This is a genomic window from Brevibacillus thermoruber 423, assembly GCF_000454065.1.
GTDB lineage: Bacteria > Bacillota > Bacilli > Brevibacillales > Brevibacillaceae > Brevibacillus > Brevibacillus thermoruber.
The window spans coordinates 511,138-528,951 of the sequence record NZ_KE695649.1; the positions used below are offsets into that span (position 1 = coordinate 511,138).

Consider the following 17,814-nt stretch of genomic DNA (forward strand, 5'->3'; position numbering starts at 1 on the left):
TCCCTCCCGTCATGGAAGCGCAAGCCTGTTAGTGCGATTTTTTCCAGAAACGAGCGGAATTATGCGAACCCGGCGGATTCGGCGGTGCCTGTCCGCCCCTGCATGGAAGTTCCATGTCCGCTTTCGCGCAAAAGAATTGAACAACCGGAGGAGGTGTGGTACATTCGGCATGGTAGAATAGGAGAATGGAGAGGAAGAAAGACGAGAGGATGGTAGGGGTGCCTGACACACAGGTAATGGAGCGGGATACGGATTTTGCCCGCCTTGCAGATACATTGGAACGGATCGGATCGATGATGGAAGAGACGGGAGACGGCACGACGCCGGGGAAAATGGCGCAGCTTGCCGAGAAGACGCGGCGGGCAGAGCTGAACATCGCGTTTTGCGGCCACTTTTCCGCCGGCAAATCGACAATGATCAACACGCTATTGGGCGTCAATCTGCTGCCGTCCAACCCGATTCCCACCAGCGCCAACGTGGTCAAAATCCGCGGCGGGGAAAAGGCGGCCCGCGTCTATACGCGCAGCAGCGGCGTTCTGACCTTTGACCCTGACACCGAAATGGAAAAGCTGAAGCAGTTTGCCGTGGACGGGGACACCGTGGAATGGGTGGAAGTCTCCTATCCGGGGACGTTCCTGGACGAGCGCTCCAGTCTTCTGGATACGCCGGGGATCGATTCCACCGACGCCGCCCACAAGATCGCGACCGAATCGGCGCTGCACCTGGCGGACGTGGTCGTCTACATGATGGACTACAACCACGTGCAGGCGGAGGAAAACTTCAATTTTACCAAAGCGCTGAAAGACCGCGGAAAACCGGTCTACCTGGTCGTCAACATGATCGACAAGCACATCGACTTCGAGCTTGATTTCGACAGCTACAAGGAGAGCGTGGAAGAGGCGTTCGCCACGTGGAACATCCGGCCGGACGGCATTTTCTACACGTCGCTGGCGGAGCCGGACCACCCGGAAAACCAGTACGAGGCGTTTCGGGAGAAGCTGCTGGCGCTGATCGGCGAGCGGGAGAGGCTGATCGGAGAGAGCGTCGTCCACTCGGCGGAACACCTGATCGAAGAGCACGTGAAAGGGATCGCGCAGCGCAGCGCGGCGGCCCGCGAAGCGCTGGAAAATAGGCTGGAGGCACTGGCGGTGGACGGCGTGGACAAGAGCGACGCCGCCCAGGCGGAAGCGGCGCTCCGGGAGGCGGAAGCGGCACAGTCCGCGCTGGCCAGCCGGGCGGAGGAGGCGCGCAAGCAGATGGAAAAAGAGCTGACCGCCCTGCTCGACAACGCGCGGCTGACGTACTACAGCACCAACGAAGCGGCGGAGCGCTATCTGGAAAGCCGCAAGCCGGGATTCAAGGTGGGCCTGTTCTTTGCCGCCAGAAAAACGGAGGAGGAGCGGGCCAAGCGGCTGGACGCCCTCTTGGCTGATGTCCGCGAAAAGGTGGCCGGCAATCTCGACTTCCACTTCAAGGACCTGATGAGCAAGCTGCCGGAGGCGTACGGCATCCGCGACGAAGACTACCACGCCACTGTGCACGCCACGCGGATCGAGGTGACGGCCGAGTTCCTCGCCGCCCTTGTGAAGGACGGAGCGGGCACGCGCGAATACGTGATGAACTACTGTTCCGACATTTCCAACGCGATCAAGGCGGAGTACCACCGCGCAGGACTGGCGTTCATCGAGCAGGTGACGGCGCGGCTGCGGCAGCAGGCGGAGGCGGAGGCCGAAGCGCTGCAAGCGCGGCTGGGTGCACTGCGCGAACTGGTGGAGATCCACGCCGGGCTGGCCGCGCTGGCAGAGAGCGAGCGGACGGCCAAAGAGCGGCTGCGAGCGATTTTGCGTGAAGGAGCGTAACGGAGACAATGAACCAACTGAGGGAGAAACTGTTCGCCGCGGCGGAGCGCTTGCGGCGGGCAAGCCATGAAATTGCGGCGGTGCCGGGGATGCAGGCGCAGGCCGAGGCAATGCGGGAGCGTGCCGACCGGCTGACCGCCAACCGCTTTACGGTCGCCTTGTTCGGGGCGTTCAGCGCCGGCAAGTCGTCGTTTGCCAACGCGCTGATGGGGGATCTGGTTCTGCCGGTGTCCCCCAATCCGACGACGGCGGCGATCAACAAAATCATGCCGCCGACCGACCGCCGTCCGCACGGGACGGTGCGGGTGGTCCTGAAGAGCCGGGAAGCGGTGGAGCAGGACGTGCTGCGCTCGCTGGCCGTCTTTGGCCTGTCGGCCGACGGGCTGGAGCAGGCCTTGGCCGAACTGGACAAGATCGATGTGGCGCACATTCCGCCGACGGCCAAACCGCATTTCACCTTTTTGAAAGCGGTGACCAAGGGGCTGGGCGACATGGCTCCCCATTTGGGGGGCGAGCTGATCGTCGACATGCAGGCGTTCAAAGGCTTTGTGGCCAAAGAGGAGAAAGCCTGCTTTGCCGAGTACATCGAGCTCTTTTACGCGTGTCCCTTGACCGAGCAGGGCATCGTGCTGGTCGATACGCCGGGAGCGGACTCGATCAACGCCCGCCATACGGGCGTCGCCTTCGAATACATGAAAAACGCCGACGCGGTGCTGTTCGTCACCTACTACAACCACGCCTTTTCCCAGGCGGACCGGGAGTTTTTGCTGCAGATGGGCCGCGTGAAGGACACCTTCGAGATGGACAAAATGTTCTTCATCGTCAACGCCGCCGACCTCGCCTCCTCCCGGGAAGAACTGGACGGCGTGGTGGCGCACGTGGAGAAAAACCTGCTCGCTTGCGGCATCCGCCATCCGCGGATCTATCCCGTCTCCAGCCAGACGGCGCTGCTGGCCCGGATGCACGAGGCGGGCAAGCTGACCGCCTCGGCGGAAAAAGTGTACCGCCAGCGCACCGGCACGGCGGAGGGCGAACCGCTGCCTTCGGCGGAACAGGCATTTCAACTGTCCGGCATGGCCGGGTTTGAGCGGGATTTCCTCCGCTTTACCCTGGAAGAGCTGACGACCATTGCCGTCAATGCGGCGATGGGGGAAATCCGCCGGGCGCACGACACGCTGGCCGAGTTCATCCGGATGGCGCAGGCGGACGAAAGCGAGCGGCTCGCGCGGCGCCAGGCCGCCGAAGAGGCGAAACGGGCGGCGCTGGCGGCGGTGGCCGAGCTGTCGACCGCATCGGCCGAACGGGATCTGGCCAAGGAGCGGGAGGAACTGCTGTACTATGTGAAACAGCGCCTCTTCTTCCGGTTCAACGAGCTGTTCAACGCCGCGTTCAACCCGGCCGTGCTGAAAGAAGACGGGCGGAACATGAAGCAGGCGCTGCAGGGCTGTCTGGCCGACCTGCTGCGGTCGATCAGCTACGACCTGGCGCAGGAGATGAGGGCCACGACGCTGCGGCTGGAAAAGTTCGTCAACAAACTGGGGGCCTCGTTGGTGGAGCAGTGGCAGCGGGACGTGCAGCGGCACGCCGCCGGGCTGACGCTGGCTCCGTACCAGCCGCGCCAGACGGAGACGCTTCCGTTTGCCGAAGAGCTTCCGGTGGAAGCGTCAGCCCTGCAGCCGGCGCTCTCCCTGTTCAAAAACACGAAGGACTTTTTTGAACAGGACGGCAAGGCAAAACTGCGCGACCAACTGGAAAAGCTGCTGCAGGAACCTGTCGCCGCTTACGTCGCGGCAGGCAGCGAGCAGTTGGGCGAGCAGTTTTCCGCCCTGTTTGCGGCCGTGGCGGCGGATGAGCGGAACCGTGCGGCGGAGCAGGTGGAATCGTACTTTACCGGCGTGTTTGCCGCGCTGGACATGAATCTGGATCTGGACGAACTGGCCGGCAAGCTGCAGCGCGTGGCTGCCGAACTGGCTTGAGCGACACCGGGCGAGACGAGAACCGGCGCAGCAAAACGAACAAAGCGGCCCCGTCACGGGGCCGCTTTTCTGCGTTTGCCGGCGCCACTGGCCGCAAGGAACGCAAGGGGGAGTCATCCCCCTTGTTTGACGGCCCGGCGCGCCTCCCACTCTTCGCGCAGAATGCCCATCTTGATCGCGTCGTAGTATTCGCCGCGCACGATGCGCGCCTTGCGCACCCGCGCTTCTTCGATCATGCCGCAGCGGGCGGCCAGCCGGATCATCCGCTCGTTGCCGGACCAGGTACCGATTCCCAGCCGGACTGTGTCCATGTGGGTAAACAGATAGTCGATCCACATCTGAAACGCTTCGCTGCCGTAACCGTTGGACCAGTAGCGCGAATCGTAGATGACGATGCCGATCTCAAACCAGTTGGTCACCTCCGACACCCAGTAGCGCCCCACACTTCCTTTCAGCTCTCCGTCGATTTCGATGATCAGCTCCGTGCGGGGCTTGTCCGTGCCTGCGAGGGCCAGCGCCTCCCGGTGTTTGGGAAGCTGCCGGTACTCTTCCAGCATCATCGGCTCCAACGGCTTGTAGGGGCCGTTCCAGTTGAGATGCTCCCGGTCCTCCGCCTCGTAATGCCAATAGTAGAGCGTGTCCAGATCCTCCGGACGGATGTCGCGCAGTACCACTTTTTCCCCTTTGAGACAGATGTTCATGCGTGTTCCTCCCGGTTATGCGTCGATATGTTGTGATCATGGCAGGTGACAGGAAAAGCTCCCGCTGGCGGCCGGCCGGCTTTGTACGCGCGTATCGCGGTTCGAGCTTTTCTGTTACACTTAGTCTACATGGCATCTGCACCTGTCGACAGTGACAGTTTGCAAAGATTTGACAAGGACAGAGAGGGGAGACCAATGGACCTGACGCCGATCTTGCACGCCGACAGCGATGAACCGCTGTACGTTCAGCTGTATCACGCCATCAGCCGGGAGATTGCCGCCGGACGCATACCGGCGGGAAGCCGGCTTCCGTCGATCCGCCAGCTCGCCCGGTCCGCCGGGGTGGGCAAGATCACGGTGGAAGCGGCCTATCAGCAGCTTCTGGCGGAAGGCTACATCGTCAGCCGGGAGCGCAGCGGGTATTTTGCCGCCGACATCGAGGCCTGGGCGGACAGCCGCACGGACGAGCGGCCTCCGCTGCCCACCGAATGGAAAAAGCGGAAGGGAGAGCATCTCTCCTGCCGGTACAACTTTCACGGCTCGGTGGTGGACACCCGTCACTTCCCGTATGCGCTGTGGCGTGCCTGTCTGACGGAGGCGATGGACCGGTACGCCGCCGATTTTGCCTTTTACGGGGACGACCAGGGGGAGTGGGAACTGCGGGTGGAGCTGGCCCGCTACCTCAGACGGGCGCGGACGCTGGTGTGCGAGCCGGAGCAGATCGTCATCGGCACGGGGCTGCAGCAGGCGCTCAGTTTTCTCTGCCTGATGCTGCGGGACGATCACCGGGTCGTGGCGATGGAGGAACCGGGCTACGCCGATGCCCGCGTCGTGTTTGAACATCACGGCTTTCGCGTCGTGCCGGTGCCGCTGGAGGAGGACGGCCTGTCCGTGGACGCGCTGGAGCAGAGCGGCGCCACCGTTGTCTACGTGACGCCCGCCCACCAGTACCCGCACGGCATGGTCATGCCGGTGGCCAAACGGCTCCGCCTGCTGCAGTGGGCCAAGGCGTGCGGAGGGATCATCATCGAAAACGACTACGACGGCGAGTTCCGCTACAACGTCAAACCGACGCCCTCCCTGCAGGGCATGGACCAGGCGGGAACGGTTGTGTACATCGGCAATTTCTCCAAGGCCTTTTCCCCCGCGCTGCGGATGGATTACACGGTGCTGCCGCCGGTCCTATTGCGCCGCTACCTGGAGGGCTTCCAGGCGTATCCGTCGCCCGTTCCGCGCCTTGAGCAGCGGGCGATGCAGCTCTTTATGCAAAAAGGGTACTGGGAAAAGCACGTCCGCAAGATGCGGACGATCTACCAGAAAAAGCATGCGATCCTGCTGCAGGCGATCGCCGACCACATGCCGCCGTGCGTGACCGTGCTGGGCCATTCTGTGGGACTGCACATCCTGTTGGAAGTGAATACCGACCGCAGCGAAGAAGAGCTGATCCGTACGGCCGCAGAGGCGGGGGTGCGTGTCTACCCGGTCGGCCGCAACTGCCTGGAGCCGCGCAGCGGACAGGAGCGGCCGCGCATCATCGTCGGCTTTGGCGGCGTGTGGGAAGAAGACATTCCGGAGGGCATACGCCTGCTGGCCGACGCGTGGTTTGGGCGATGCTGAGCGTTTTGTCTGGTTCTGTCGTGCAGAGGGACGAAGGTCACCCGCTTGAAAGGGGACGTGCTGGCGCACAAAATCCCTCGTCGAATCTCTTGGCTGGGGGCGCTGGTAACGGCGGCCGGACATCTGATTGCCGGTGATAGGGGGCGTTTTGTCGATTGATGAGAGCAGAACGCGTCGTGAGGAGGGCCCCGCGAGAACGGAACCGTGCGGTGATTTTTGCGGGGGTTCGGGCATCCCTCATGCGTGAAAAGGGCAGACCGCCAACGCCTATGCATTGGCGGTCTGCCCTGTAACTGCAGAAGCAGGCTGGCGATTGGGCGCCAGGGTGTATGCGTGGAGCAGGAAGAGCGGCACAAATGCTTACTGCTTGCTCAATCGCTCGTATCGGTCAAATTGCTCCTGCAGCTGCTGCGACGGCTTTTGCGTCAGCAGGCTGACGATCACGATGGCCAGCAGGCTGGCGGCAAAGCCCGGCACCATTTCGTAGAGGAAATTCTTGAGCACGTCGAACTGGGTCCAGATGATGACGGTGGCGGCGCCGGCGACCATCCCGGCGAGGGCGCCCCATTTGTTCATCCGTTTCCAGTAGAGGCTCAGCAGCACCACCGGGCCAAACGATGCGCCAAACCCGGCCCAGGCATAACCGACCAGACTCAGGATCGTGTCGTTCTTGCTGTAGGCGAGCACCACGGCGATCAGCGACACCAGCAGGACGGACAGCCGGCCGATCAGGATCAGCTCCTTGTCCGTGGCCGAGCGGCGGAAGAACGTCTTGTAGACGTCTTCGGTCAGCGAGCTGGAAGTGACGAGCAGTTGGGAAGAAATGGTGCTCATGATCGCCGCCAGGATGGCTGCCAGGAGGAAACCGGTGATCAGCGGGTGGAACAGAATTTTGCCCAGTTCGATAAAGATCGTCTCCGGATCGGCAATCGACCAGCCCTGTTTGGAGTACAAGGCGATGCCGATCAGGCCGGTCAGCATTGCGCCGACGACGGAGAAGATCATCCAGCCCATGCCGATGCGGCGTGCCTTTTTCATCTCCTTGACGGAGGAGATGGCCATGAAGCGAACGATGATGTGCGGCTGGCCGAAGTAGCCGAGCCCCCAAGCAAACAGCGAGACGATGCCCAACAGGCTGGTGCCTTTGAAAATGTCGAGCAGGGCGGGATCGACGGCACGGATTTCCGTGAAGGTCGGCCCGATTCCGCCGACGGTCAGGATGGTGACCAGCGGCACCATCACCAGCGCGATGAACATGATCAGCCCCTGCACAAAGTCGGTCCAGCTCACGGCGAGAAAACCGCCGAACAGCGTGTAAGCGATGGTGACTCCGGCCACGATCCACAGCCCGGTGTGGTAGTCGAGGCCAAACGTGTTTTCGAACAGCACGCCGCCGGACACCATCCCGGAGGAGACGTAGAACGTAAAAAAGATCATGATGACAAGGCCGGAAACCAGGCGCAGCAAGCGGCTGGTGTCGCCGAAGCGGTTTTCCAGAAACGCGGGAATGGTGATGGAGTTGTCGGCCACTTCCGTATAGGTGCGCAAACGCGGCGCCACGTACAACCAGTTGGCGTACGCCCCGAGCGTCAGGCCGATGGCAATCCACGAGGCGCTGAGCCCTTGGGCAAACATCGCGCCGGGCAGTCCCATCATGAGCCAGCCGCTCATGTCGGAGGCCCCTGCGCTGAGCGCCGTCACAGCCGGCCCGAGCGTCCGACCGCCCAGCATGTAGTCAGAGAGATTGGAAGTGCGCTTGTACGCGAAGTACCCGATCAGCAGCATGCCGACCATATAGGCGGTGATGGAAGCAGCCAGTTGCATATCCATGAGCGTTTTATTCTCCTTTACAATTTTATCAATATTGAACATATTGTGACGATAACTAGTCTACCATGAAAGCGCTTTAAAATCTACTGGTAAAATCAGAACAATAAAACATGTAAGGGGTTGCATGCCGGAAAGACGTCCGGCACAACAAGCGAAAAAGCCTGCACGGGCTGTGCAGGCTTCAGACTGAAGACAAACCAATTGTATCGAAGGAGAAGCATGTTTCCAGGCAGAGCGACTTGTGAAGCCCTACCGAGCGGAGCAGCGATTTGCGGGAAAAAGGAGCGCCACCTTTGAATGGTCTGCGGAGCGATACGGCTTTGGCGATCCCCCGCAAATCGGTGCGGAGCGTGCAGCCTGTGCTTCCCTGCTGGGCGAGCATGGAGCGGAAGCCGGAAACGTGCTTCTCCCCCCAGCAGTCACTTTGTCTACACACTCAAAGCCTGCACGGGCTGTGCAGGCTTGCGTGCGGTACTTTTTCCGGTTGATCCACAGGGCCGGAAAAACGCTGGCACGGACATGCCGCTGCAGTGCGGAGGGCGCGATCGGGCCGTACATCCGCGCCTCCTACTGCACCTGGATCTGTCCGCTGCTGTCGAGGGTTACCTTGAATTCCTTGACGACGGTCGGCTCTTCCCCGGGGTTGTTCAGATTGTGCCGCATCACGCGGAACGTGCCGTCCCCGGTCAGTTGGCCGGTAAATTCGACGCCCAACAGGTCGGATTTGTAGAAGCTGAAGTTGGCCAGCTCGGTCTTCTGCAGTTCCGCCGTCAACAACTGGCCGTCACCGCTGAACATCGCCTTGCGCAGCGGCTCCGAAGACTCGTATTTTTGCTGCAGGTAGGTTTTCAACTGCTGGGCGATTTCCGATTCGGCGATCTGTTTGCCCGTTTCCACCACTTGTTTTCCGGTTTCGATCGCCTGCTTGCCCGCTTCCACGGCCTGCTGCGCCGTCTGCACGCCTTCCGACACGTCGGAGCAGGCAGCCAGGAGCAGCGCGCAGCCGATCACAAGTACCTGGCGCATGATCGATTCTCTCCTTTCTCCCGGTTACGGTTCTCGGCGCAGGTTATCCCTTCTGTCTGCATGGAGAAATACGCCTCCCTGTATTGTACCATACGAGCGGGGACGGCGACTGCGTCAGCAGCGGACAAAACGCGTTCGCGGCCGCGCTGCCGGCGTACGACATTCTTTTGTGATGCGTTTCCACTTTCTCCGCAGCCGCATATGATGTGATAAGCCAGCGAGCTGCACTGACGACAGGGAGGAAGGGCAATGATTCAAGGGAAAGTGAAATGGTTCAGCAAGGAAAAAGGGTACGGCTTTATTGAACGGGAGGGCGGCCCCGACGTGTTTGTCCACTATTCGGCCATCACCGGAACGGGATACCGCAATCTGGAGGAAGGAGAACCGGTCACGTTTGACATCGTCAACGGCCAGCGCGGCCTGCAGGCGGCAAACGTGGTCCGCAAGAACAGCGACGGCTGACAGCTTACCCAGCCGGCAGCCCGGCAGCCCGGCGGAGCAGCAGACGCCAGCCGGATGCCCCTCGACAAACAGTCCTGCAGACGTTCAAGACGCCGTTGCTCCCGCAGGAGCAGCCGGCGTCTTTTTGCGCATGTCTTACTGACGGGACAAAAATACGAAAAAGGCGATCAACAAAACAATCGTGAGGAACAGATAGATCGAGAGCAGGTTTTTCGACCGCTTCGCAAAACTTCTGTTCGTCTTTTCTTCCGGGTTGCGGCCGATCAGGATGGTGCAGACAAGTCCGACAAGGGATAGAACGAAGACGGCTATGATAAAGGGATAAACGCTCACATCGGTACACTCCTTTCGGTCTTTGCCATGCGTCAGCGAGGAGCTGAACACATGGGGCCACATGCTTGTCCCACACGATCATATCCCGTTGTTCGCCGAAATGGACCATCCACTTGCCCACTTTTTTGCCCATCCACTTGAACGACCGTCGTTCCGCGGGTGCCGTGACCCTGGGGGAAGAAAGCGGCGGGCGGTCATTGGCGACAAACAGAGTGATACGCCTCCGCCAGGCGGCTGATCGCGTCCTGAATCCGCTCTTTTGGGGGGCGTCCGAAGGTGAAGCGGACGAACCCTTTTTTTGATCCGAAGACCATGCCCGGGACAAAGATGACGCCGCGCTTGACCGATTCGGCCAGCATCCGGTTCTCGCTCCACTCGCCCGTCAACCGGCACCATAAATGGATTCCTCCTGCGGGCGGCACAAACTCTGCGCTGCCGCCAAACGACTCGCGCAGCGAACAAACAAGCCGCTCGCTGCGGCCGGCCAGCTCCCTGCGCAGCATGTCCAGATGGGCGGGAAACCACTCCGAGGACAAAAAGCGGTTCGCCAACCACTGGGGAAAAATGCTGTGCCCAAAATCGATCTGCTGCTTGGCGTCGGCCAGCCGCTCAATGACCGTTCGGGGCCCGACAACCCATCCGATCCTCAACCCGGAGGCGACAATCTTGGTCAGCGAGCTGATGTACAGCACGGTGCCGTGTCGATCCAGGGACTTCAACGTAGGAACATGTTCGCCCGAAAAGGCGGTCAGGCTGTACGGGTCGTCCTCCACGATGGGGATTCCGTGTTCAGCCGAAATCTCCAACAGCCGTTTCCGCCGGGGCAGGGAGAGGAACGTTCCCGTCGGATTCTGAAAGTTGGGGTTGAGAAAGACCATTTTGATCCGATGCTTGCCGTGCAGCGCCAGCAGTTCGTCCGGATCGATGCCTTCGCTGTCCACAGGGAGCGGAAAAAGCCGCACGCCCGCCGACCGGAACAGCGGCAGCGAGTAGCAGTACGACGGGTCTTCGATCGCCACGGCGTCGCCCGGCTGGAGCAGGCACTGGACCACGAGATGCAGGGCCTGTTGGGCGCCCGCCGTCACCAGGATGGACGAGGGAGCGGCATCGATGCCCTTCCACGTCTTCATGTGGGCAACCAGCGTGTCTCGCAGCTGCGGATTTCCTTGCGGATGCTCGTAGCCAAAGTGACAGGGGAAGTCGCCCGCGGCCAGCAGCCGCCGAAACTGCTCGTGCGGGACCAGTTCGGGAGACAATTCGCCGCTCGCCAGGTCAAGCATGTCGCTGTCCTGCGTGTCGCGGCGTATCTGGCGGATCAGCGGCAGGTTGGGACGGAACAACCCAGCCTCTGCCATCCGCTTCCAGTCGGGCGTACGATTCCGGGCCAAGCCCCAGATGTCCCGGCTCACAATGGTTCCGCTGCCGTGTCTCCGCTCCACCAAGCCGGCCGCCCGCAATTCCTCGTAGGCGGTCACGACGGTCGAACGGTTGACCTGGAGTTCCTTGGCGAGCAGCCGTTCGGACGGCAGACGGCTCCCGGGCGGAAACTCTCCGCTGGCGATCCGCTGTTCCATCCATTCGGCAATTTGTTTGTAGACAGGTGTATGTCCCTGACGGATCGGTTTCCAATCCACCTTAGCATCCCCGGCTTTCTCACAATACTTTCATGTCGCCGTTATTATAGCACAGCCCGTCCGGTGACCGCGAAAATACGGATCGCTGCCGCTCCGCGCATGATTCAGATGATAATACATATTTCTTTTTAATAATAATTATTGAAAGATAATCGTTCTTGTGTTATGGTTAATGCGTGACAGTGATAATAGTTTTCAAATAATAGTTATTCTAATTAAATGGGGGGCATGATCATGGAGAACCGTAATGTTTTGACGACCAATCAGGGAGCGCCGGTGGCGGACAACCAAAACTCGAAAACGGCCGGCCAGCGCGGACCGACGCTTCTGGAAGACTACCACCTGATTGAGAAGCTGGCGCACTTCGACCGCGAACGGATTCCGGAGCGCGTCGTTCACGCCCGGGGGGCGGGAGCGCACGGCGTGTTTGTGACGACGGCCAGCATGGCGAAATACACCCGGGCCGCCTTTTTGCAGGAAGCAGGCACGGAAACGCCGGTGTTCGTCCGCTTCTCCACGGTGATTCACGGCGGCACATCACCGGAGACGCTGCGCGATCCGCGCGGTTTTGCCGTCAAGTTCTACACCACCGAAGGCAACTACGACCTGGTGGGCAACCACCTGCCCGTCTTCTTTATCCGCGACGCGATCAAGTTTCCCGACATGGTGCACTCGCTGAAGCCGGCGCCGCACAACAACATTCAGACGCCCAACCACTACTGGGATTTCATGACGCTGAGTCCTGAATCCACGCACATGCTCACCTGGCTGTTCTCCGATTACGGGACGCCGGCCAACTACCGCCAGATGGAAGGGTTCGGGGTTCACGCCTTCAAATGGGTGAACAAGGACGGCCAGGTCGTATACGTGAAATACCACTGGAAGCCGCTGCAGGGCGTCAAAAACCTGACGGCGGAAGAGGCGCGGGAAATCGGCGGCCGCGACTTCAACCACGCGACCCGGGATTTGTACGAGGCGATCGAAGCCGGCAACTTTCCGCAGTGGGATCTGTACGTGCAAATTCTCGATCCGAAAGACATGGACGCGTTTTCCTTTGACCCGCTCGATCCCACGAAGGTATGGCCGGAGGACGTGCTGCCGCTCGTCAAGGTGGGCACCATGACGCTCAACCGCAACCCGGAGAATTACTTTGCCGAAGTGGAGCAGTCCGCCTTCGCCCCCAGCGCACTGGTGCCGGGCATTGAGCCGTCCGAAGACAAACTGCTCCAGGGCCGTCTGTTTTCCTATCCGGACACCCAACGTCACCGTCTCGGGCCCAACTACCTGCAGATCCCGATCAACTGCCCGTACGCGCCGGTGCGCAACTACCAGCGGGACGGGGCGATGCGCATCAAGCAGGACGCATCGCGGATCAACTACGAGCCGAACAGCTACACGGAAACGCCGAAACAGGCCCCTGAGTACGCGGAGAGCCAAGCGCCGCTGCACGGGGTCACGACCCGCCAGCGCATCGCAAAAACCGATGACTTTACCCAGGCGGGTGAACGCTACCGCTCTTTCAGCCAGACGGAGCGGGACAACCTGATCAAAAACCTGGTGAACGACCTGAAATCGGTCGACCGGGAGATCCAACTGCGGGCCATCTGCAACTTCTTCCGCGCCGACGCCGAGTACGGCATGCGCGTAGCGGAGGGGTTGGGCATCGACATCAGCGGGTATATCCCGCAGCCGTCGGGCGAGTAACCCCCTGAGCGAATCCGGGCCGGCGGCGCTGAGCCGGCCTCTGATCCACCCTGATCTTCCGTGTGAGGAGGGATAGTATGCGGGTCATTCAAGCCTTGTACAAGTACGCGCTGCCATCCACCGACGGCGTCCGCGTCTCCTGCGGCGAACTGCTGCGGGACGCGAACGGCCTTGTGCTCGTCTCGTTTCCGTTTGCCTTCACCGAGACCAGCGAACAGGCACTGGCCTGGTTCCGCGATCACTACAGCCAGTTTGCGGAAAAGAACTACCGCGTCGTCGGGCTCAGCGTGGAAAACGTGTTTACGCTGAAGGCGCTGCGGGAAAAGCTGCACCTGCCGTATCACCTGCACAGCGACGCCAACCGGGAAGTAAGCCGGTCGCTCGGGATTCTCCTCCCGGAAGTGGCGGGGGTCAGGGACGTCACCGACTGCTCCGTCCTGTTCGTGGACCGCTTGCGGCACATCCGGCGCTGGACGTACGGCGGCGGTGTGTCCGATTTTGAACGGATTCAGCGGGAACTGGTCAAAAGCCTTGTCCCATTTCCGTCCCGTTTGGGTTACTATTAAAGGATGGGACAACTGCTGCACGCAAGGGAGCGATGAATGATGAAACAATACCTGGACCTGTGCCGCCGGATTCTGGCGGAGGGGACCGTCAAACAGGACCGGACGGGAACGGGCACGATCAGCGTCTTTGGCCACCAGATGCGGTTTGACCTGCGCGAAGGCTTTCCCCTGCTGACGACGAAAAAGCTGCATACCAAATCGATCATCCACGAACTGCTGTGGTTTTTGAAAGGCGATACCAACGTCCGCTATCTGCAGGAGAACGGCGTGCGGATCTGGAACGAGTGGGCGGACGAAAACGGCGAGCTGGGGCCGGTGTACGGCAAGCAGTGGCGTTCGTTTGCCGGTCCGGACGGGAAGACGGTGGACCAAATCCAGTGGGTGGTGAACGAGATCAAGCGCAACCCCGATTCGCGCCGACTGGTGGTGAGCGCCTGGAACCCGGCCGAGCTGGACAAGATGGCGCTGCCGCCGTGCCACGTGCTGTTCCAGTTTTACGTCGCGGACGGCAGGCTCTCCTGCCAGTTGTACCAGCGCAGCGGCGACACGTTTCTCGGCGTGCCGTTCAACATCGCCAGCTACGCGCTTCTGACGCACATGGTGGCCCACGTGACCGGACTTGAGCCGGGCGAATTCGTGCATACGCTCGGCGACGCCCACCTCTACCTCAACCACGTGGAGCAGGTGAAACTGCAGTTGACCCGGGAGCCGCTGCCGCTGCCGCAGCTCAGGCTGAACCCGGCCGTCACGTCCATCTTTGATTTTACCTTTGACGACATCGAGATCGTGGGCTACGAAGCCCATCCCCACATCAAGGGGGAGGTATCGGTATGATCAGCATGATCGCGGCGTACGCCCGCAACCGCGTGATCGGCAGGGACGGGGCGATGCCGTGGCATCTGCCCAACGACTTGAAGCACGTCAAGGAAGTGACCACCGGCCAGACGATTGTCATGGGGCGCAAGACGTTTGAGTCGCTGGGCCGGCCGCTGCCCAACCGGCGCAACGTGGTGCTGACCCGCCGCCGTGACTTTGCCCCGCCGGGCGTCGACGTCGTGCACAGCGTGGAAGAGGTGCTGGCGCTGGGCGACGTGATCATCTTCGGCGGCGCCGAACTGTACCGCCAGTTCATGGATGTGGCCGATCGGCTGTACATCACGGAAATCGACATGGAGGCGGAGGGAGACACGTTTTTCCCCGAGTGGGACCGGGACGCGTTTACCCTGGTCTGGAAGCGGGAAGGAACGGTCGACGAACGAAACCCGGTGCCGCATACGTTTTACCTGTATGAACGAAAAAACAGGAGCGGCGCATGAGCCTGCCCCCTGCCCACACGGCAAAGCCGGACGCCCGACGCGCGGCACCGCGCGGATCGCGGCCGTCCGGCTGTTTTCGTATGAGGAGGAACCGGCAAGCCAGACAGAAAACGGGTGGGGGTTCCTGGTCATGGCACGGACATATCCTCAGATAATCCTACATACAGAAAGAAAGTAGAGGCGCAGGATGACAATTGCGAACATTCGGGAAACGGGAGCCGTATCCACGATCATTTCCCGGAACATGATCGCCGCCCTTCCAGCGGCGGGTGTGGACCTGCCGCAGCCGGAGCGCAGTCGTTGAGGCAGCAGGCGGGCGGACGCGGGGGAGCACAGCGGTCGGGGGCCAACATGCCCGTTTTCCCGGATCACGTGCCGAAAGTGACAGGGTGGCAGCCCACTGGCTGCGGGAGGCGATCGGTGTGAAAGTGGACTATCACGTACATCTGGAGGAAGGGCCGTATTCGCTTGGCTGGCTGAACCGGACGGCGGAAGCGCTGCGTCCGTTTTTTTGCACGGCCAAACAAACGCACAGCCGCGAGTGGCTGGACGCCTTTTTTCCGCAGCTGGCGGAGCGCTTGCGGAACGGGGCGTTTTCGGCGGAGTGGCTTGATTTGTACCGGCTGCGGGCCAAGCAGGTGGGCCTTGCGGCAGTCGGGGTCGTCGATCACCTGTACCGGTTCCGCGAGTACAAGGCCTATTACGAGGCGCATCTGCACCTCGCCGGCGACCAGTTGGGAGGACTGCAGCGCCGCTGGCTGGAACAGGTGTGCGTGACGTCGCTGGACGATTTCGTGACGTTCGTCGAGGGGCAGAAGCAGCGCTGGGCAGAGGACGGGATCGAGCTGAAAGTAGGCATCGAACTGGACTATTTTCCCGGCGGAGAGGCGGTGCTGGCCGACGTGACCGGCGCGTACCCCTGGGACTACTGCATCGGCTCCGTTCACTTCCTGCAGGGATGGGGGTTTGACAATCCCGACACGCGGGAGCGCTTTCAGCAGACCGATCTGTACATGCTGTACGGCCGCTATTTTTCGCTTGTAGAGCAGGCCGTATCCAGCCGCCTGTTTGACGTCGTCGCCCACCCGGACAGCCTGAAAGCGTTCGGCTACCGGCCAGACGAGGCGGCGCTGCTCTCGTACTACCAGCGGATTGCCCGGGCGTTGAAGGAGACCGGCACGGCCACGGAGATCAACACGGGTCTTCTGTACCGCTATCCGGTCAGGGAGATGTGCCCCAGCCTGCGCTTTTTGGAGATACTGGCCCAGAACGGCGTTGCCGTCACCACCTCGTCCGACGCCCATTTTCCCGATCAAGTCGGCCATCACCTCGACGAGGCGCGGGAACTGTTGAAGCGGGCCGGGTTTCGCACGATCGCCGTGTTTGACCGGAGGCGGCGGGAGCAGGTCGATCTGTTTTGATATTTATGCAAATCTATGAATAAAGTATCACTTTTGCTATGATGGAGAAAAAAGAGCAGAAGTAAAAGCGGGAGGATGGACATGTTGCAGGAGAAGCTGAAAGAACTGCTGAAAGAGATGGAACCGCAGATGGTCGCGTGGCGCCGCCATCTGCACCAGTATCCGGAGCTGTCGTTCCAGGAGGAGAAGACGCCCGCCATGATTGCGGACATCCTGCGCGAGCTGCAGTTTGACGAGGTGCGGACCGGCGTGGGCGGACGCGGCGTCGTCGGCGTGCTGCATGGCGGAAAGCCGGGAGCCACCGTCGCCCTGCGCGCCGATTTTGACGCCCTGCCGATCCAGGACGAAAAAGAGGTGGCGTACAAGTCCAAAGTGCCGGGCGTGATGCACGCCTGCGGCCACGATGCCCATACGTCCGGGCTGCTGGGGTTGGCGACGGTGCTGGCCCGCCACCGCGACGAGATCCCGGGCACGATCACGTTCCTGTTCCAGCATGCCGAGGAGGAAAATCCGGGCGGCGCGATTCAGATGGTGGAAGACGGCGTGCTGCAGGGGGTCGATGCCATTTTCGGCGCGCACCTCTGGTCGATGTGTCCGGTCGGCACGGTCTGGGTGAGCGCCGGTCCGGTGATGGCCAATTGCGACGACTTCATCATCGAGATCAAGGGCAAAGGGGGGCACGGCGCCGTCCCGCAGGAGACCGTCGACGCCATCGTGATCGGCTCCCAGATCGTGAGCGCGCTGCAGACGATCGCCAGCCGCAACATCAGTCCGCTGGAGAGCGTGGTCGTCACGGTGGGAACCTTTCACGCCGGGGACAACTACAACGTGATCGCCGACCGCTGCCGCCTGACGGGCACGGTCCGCTCGTTCCTGCCGCACGTGCGGGACAAGGCGGAACAGCGGCTGATCGAGATTGCGAAGGGGACGGCGGCACTGATGGGAGGCAGCGCGGAGGTGACCTACATGCGCGGCTATCCGGCCGTCATCAACAGCGAGGCGGAGACGGAGATCGCCCGCCAGGCGGCCGCGGCGACGGTTGGCTGGGACAACGTGGAACGGATGGAGCCGACGATGGGAGCGGAGGACTTCGCCTACTATCTGGAAAAAGTGCCGGGCTCGTTCCTCTTTGTCGGCGCCGGCAACCCGCATAAAGGGGCCGGGTATCCGCACCACCATCCGCGCTTTGACATCGACGAGAGCGCCATGCTGATCGCCGCTGAGGTGCTTGGTCGCGCCGCTCTCGATTATCTGGACAAACACGGACGCTAAAGTGTCCAAGAAGCGCCTAACCCTTGTGGGCCCTGGCGCTTTTTTTCGCGTTCGGCCATAAGCTGATGGGGAGAAGTCATCCACAGAGAGGGAGGAC

General features: G+C 61.4%; 15 protein-coding genes. 10 read left to right on the forward strand and 5 right to left on the reverse strand.

The window, feature by feature from the left end; genetic code table 11:
• Positions 1-185 precede the first annotated feature (185 nt).
• Together M516_RS0107465 and M516_RS0107470 are read left to right on the forward strand one after the other, a co-directional pair.
• The gene (locus M516_RS0107465) at positions 186-1,859 is read left to right on the forward strand and encodes a dynamin family protein (protein WP_238550930.1); all 1,674 of its coding nucleotides are present in this window, start codon (positions 186-188) and stop codon (positions 1,857-1,859) included.
• 8 nt (positions 1,860-1,867) lie between these two features.
• Entirely contained in the window at positions 1,868-3,835 is a 1,968-nt protein-coding gene (locus M516_RS0107470; protein WP_029098567.1) for a dynamin family protein, read from the forward strand.
• A gap of 113 nt (positions 3,836-3,948) precedes the next feature.
• Here the strand turns inward: M516_RS0107470 and M516_RS0107475 are convergent, their stop codons facing one another.
• Positions 3,949-4,536 carry a GNAT family N-acetyltransferase gene (locus M516_RS0107475; RefSeq protein ID WP_029098568.1) on the reverse strand — a complete coding sequence of 196 codons (588 nt, stop codon included), beginning with the start codon at positions 4,534-4,536 and terminating at the stop codon, positions 3,949-3,951.
• A 195-nt stretch (positions 4,537-4,731) separates the two neighbouring features.
• On the opposite strand from M516_RS0107475, the gene pdxR (M516_RS0107480) reads away from it, so the two are divergent.
• Complete coding sequence (pdxR, locus tag M516_RS0107480) at positions 4,732-6,153, forward strand: MocR-like pyridoxine biosynthesis transcription factor PdxR (protein ID WP_029098569.1); 1,422 nt, start codon at positions 4,732-4,734, stop codon at positions 6,151-6,153.
• A 360-nt stretch (positions 6,154-6,513) separates the two neighbouring features.
• Here the strand turns inward: pdxR (M516_RS0107480) and putP are convergent, their stop codons facing one another.
• Entirely contained in the window at positions 6,514-7,983 is a 1,470-nt protein-coding gene (gene putP, locus M516_RS0107485) for a sodium/proline symporter PutP (RefSeq protein WP_029098570.1), read from the reverse strand.
• Between the two features lie 567 nt (positions 7,984-8,550).
• A complete protein-coding gene (locus tag M516_RS0107490; RefSeq protein WP_029098571.1) occupies positions 8,551-9,009 on the reverse strand; it encodes a hypothetical protein in 459 nt (152 codons plus the stop codon).
• Positions 9,010-9,258: 249 nt separating this feature from the next.
• On the opposite strand from M516_RS0107490, the gene M516_RS0107500 reads away from it, so the two are divergent.
• A complete protein-coding gene (locus M516_RS0107500) occupies positions 9,259-9,471 on the forward strand; it encodes a cold-shock protein (RefSeq protein WP_029098572.1) in 213 nt (70 codons plus the stop codon).
• Positions 9,472-9,606: 135 nt separating this feature from the next.
• Here M516_RS0107500 and M516_RS0107505 read toward each other — a convergent pair whose 3' ends face one another.
• A complete protein-coding gene (locus M516_RS0107505; RefSeq protein WP_029098573.1) occupies positions 9,607-9,804 on the reverse strand; it encodes a hypothetical protein in 198 nt (65 codons plus the stop codon).
• A 194-nt stretch (positions 9,805-9,998) separates the two neighbouring features.
• Positions 9,999-11,438, reverse strand: coding sequence for a MocR-like pyridoxine biosynthesis transcription factor PdxR (gene pdxR, locus M516_RS0107510; protein ID WP_029098574.1), 1,440 nt, complete (start codon positions 11,436-11,438; stop codon positions 9,999-10,001).
• Positions 11,439-11,672: 234 nt separating this feature from the next.
• On the opposite strand from pdxR (M516_RS0107510), the gene M516_RS0107515 reads away from it, so the two are divergent.
• The 6 genes from M516_RS0107515 to M516_RS0107545 all read left to right on the forward strand — a co-directional run bounded on the left by M516_RS0107515 (position 11,673) and on the right by M516_RS0107545 (position 17,717).
• The gene (locus tag M516_RS0107515; protein WP_029098575.1) at positions 11,673-13,142 is read left to right on the forward strand and encodes a catalase; all 1,470 of its coding nucleotides are present in this window, start codon (positions 11,673-11,675) and stop codon (positions 13,140-13,142) included.
• Between the two features lie 77 nt (positions 13,143-13,219).
• Positions 13,220-13,708, forward strand: a complete 489-nt coding sequence (locus tag M516_RS24300; RefSeq protein ID WP_051188134.1) for a redoxin domain-containing protein — start codon at positions 13,220-13,222, stop codon at positions 13,706-13,708.
• A 39-nt stretch (positions 13,709-13,747) separates the two neighbouring features.
• A complete protein-coding gene (locus M516_RS0107525; protein WP_029098576.1) occupies positions 13,748-14,542 on the forward strand; it encodes a thymidylate synthase in 795 nt (264 codons plus the stop codon).
• Positions 14,539-15,024 (forward strand): dihydrofolate reductase, encoded by a 486-nt coding sequence (locus M516_RS0107530; protein ID WP_029098577.1) that lies wholly within the window; start codon positions 14,539-14,541, stop codon positions 15,022-15,024. The genes M516_RS0107525 and M516_RS0107530 overlap by 4 nt, the downstream gene beginning before the upstream one ends.
• A 422-nt stretch (positions 15,025-15,446) precedes the next feature.
• The gene (locus M516_RS0107540; RefSeq protein ID WP_029098578.1) at positions 15,447-16,445 is read left to right on the forward strand and encodes a histidinol phosphate phosphatase domain-containing protein; all 999 of its coding nucleotides are present in this window, start codon (positions 15,447-15,449) and stop codon (positions 16,443-16,445) included.
• A gap of 81 nt (positions 16,446-16,526) precedes the next feature.
• A complete protein-coding gene (locus M516_RS0107545; protein WP_029098579.1) occupies positions 16,527-17,717 on the forward strand; it encodes an amidohydrolase in 1,191 nt (396 codons plus the stop codon).
• Positions 17,718-17,814 lie beyond the last annotated feature (97 nt).